This is a genomic window from Streptomyces sp. NPDC001222, from assembly GCF_042896945.1.
GTDB lineage: Bacteria > Actinomycetota > Actinomycetes > Streptomycetales > Streptomycetaceae > Streptomyces > Streptomyces gibsoniae.
Genome location: NZ_JBIAXT010000083.1, coordinates 3,588 through 5,434, shown reverse-complemented (window position 1 = coordinate 5,434; position 1,847 = coordinate 3,588). Strand labels below are relative to the sequence as shown.

The 1,847-nt window shown below is 57.1% G+C and carries 1 rRNA gene (only partly in view); it reads right to left on the bottom strand.

The features are described 5' to 3' along the window. Positions 1–21 precede the first annotated feature (21 nt). Positions 22–1,847, bottom strand: a 23S ribosomal RNA gene (locus ACFY2Z_RS41555) (it continues 1,361 nt past the right edge of the window).

Here is a 1,847-nt window from a genome sequence, read left to right as displayed (position 1 = left end):
ACACAGTGGACGCGAGCAACTGAGGACAAGCCCTCGGCCTATTAGTACCGGTCACCTCCACACGTTACCGTGCTTCCAGATCCGGCCTATCAACCCAGTCGTCTACTGGGAGCCTTACCCCATCAAGTGGGTGGGAGTCCTCATCTCGAAGCAGGCTTCCCGCTTAGATGCTTTCAGCGGTTATCCCTCCCGAACGTAGCCAACCAGCCATGCCCTTGGCAGAACAACTGGCACACCAGAGGTTCGTCCGTCCCGGTCCTCTCGTACTAGGGACAGCCCTTCTCAAGACTCCTACGCGCACAGCGGATAGGGACCGAACTGTCTCACGACGTTCTAAACCCAGCTCGCGTACCGCTTTAATGGGCGAACAGCCCAACCCTTGGGACCGACTCCAGCCCCAGGATGCGACGAGCCGACATCGAGGTGCCAAACCATCCCGTCGATATGGACTCTTGGGGAAGATCAGCCTGTTATCCCCGGGGTACCTTTTATCCGTTGAGCGACGGCGCTTCCACAAGCCACCGCCGGATCACTAGTCCCGACTTTCGTCCCTGCTCGACCCGTCGGTCTCACAGTCAAGCTCCCTTGTGCACTTACACTCAACACCTGATTGCCAACCAGGCTGAGGGAACCTTTGGGCGCCTCCGTTACCCTTTAGGAGGCAACCGCCCCAGTTAAACTACCCATCAGACACTGTCCCCGATCCGGATCACGGACCCGGGTTAGACATCCAGCACGACCAGACTGGTATTTCAACGACGACTCCACCCGAACTGGCGTCCGAGCTTCACAGTCTCCCAGCTATCCTACACAAGCCGAACCGAACACCAATATCAAACTGTAGTAAAGGTCCCGGGGTCTTTCCGTCCTGCTGCGCGAAACGAGCATCTTTACTCGTAGTGCAATTTCACCGGGCCTATGGTTGAGACAGTCGAGAAGTCGTTACGCCATTCGTGCAGGTCGGAACTTACCCGACAAGGAATTTCGCTACCTTAGGATGGTTATAGTTACCACCGCCGTTTACTGGCGCTTAAGTTCTCAGCTTCGCCCACCCGAAAGTGAGCTAACCGGTCCCCTTAACGTTCCAGCACCGGGCAGGCGTCAGTCCGTATACATCGCCTTACGGCTTCGCACGGACCTGTGTTTTTAGTAAACAGTCGCTTCTCGCTGGTCTCTGCGGCCACCCCCAGCTCACCGTGTAAAACGGATCACCAGGAATGGCCCCCCTTCTCCCGAAGTTACGGGGGCATTTTGCCGAATTCCTTAACCATAGTTCACCCGAACGCCTCGGTATTCTCTACCTGACCACCTGAGTCGGTTTAGGGTACGGGCCGCCATGAAACTCGCTAGAGGCTTTTCTCGACAGCATAGGATCATCCACTTCGCCACAATCGGCTCGGCATCAGGTCTCAGACAAAAGCAAGGCGGATTTGCCTACCTTGCGCCCTACACCCTTACCCCGGGACAACCACCGCCCGGGATGGACTACCTTCCTGCGTCACCCCATCACTCACCTACTAACCGCTTGGTTCAGCGGCTCCACCACTCCCCTCAACTCCGAAGAGATCAGGGCGGCTTCACGGCCTTAGCATCACGATGCTCGATGTTTGACGCTTCACAGCGGGTACCGGAATATCAACCGGTTATCCATCGACTACGCCTGTCGGCCTCGCCTTAGGTCCCGACTTACCCTGGGCAGATCAGCTTGACCCAGGAACCCTTAGTCAATCGGCGCACACGTTTCTCACGTGTGAATCGCTACTCATGCCTGCATTCTCACTCGTCAACCGTCCACGACTACCTTCCAGTGCCGCTTCACCCGGCAGACGACGCTCCCCTACCCATCC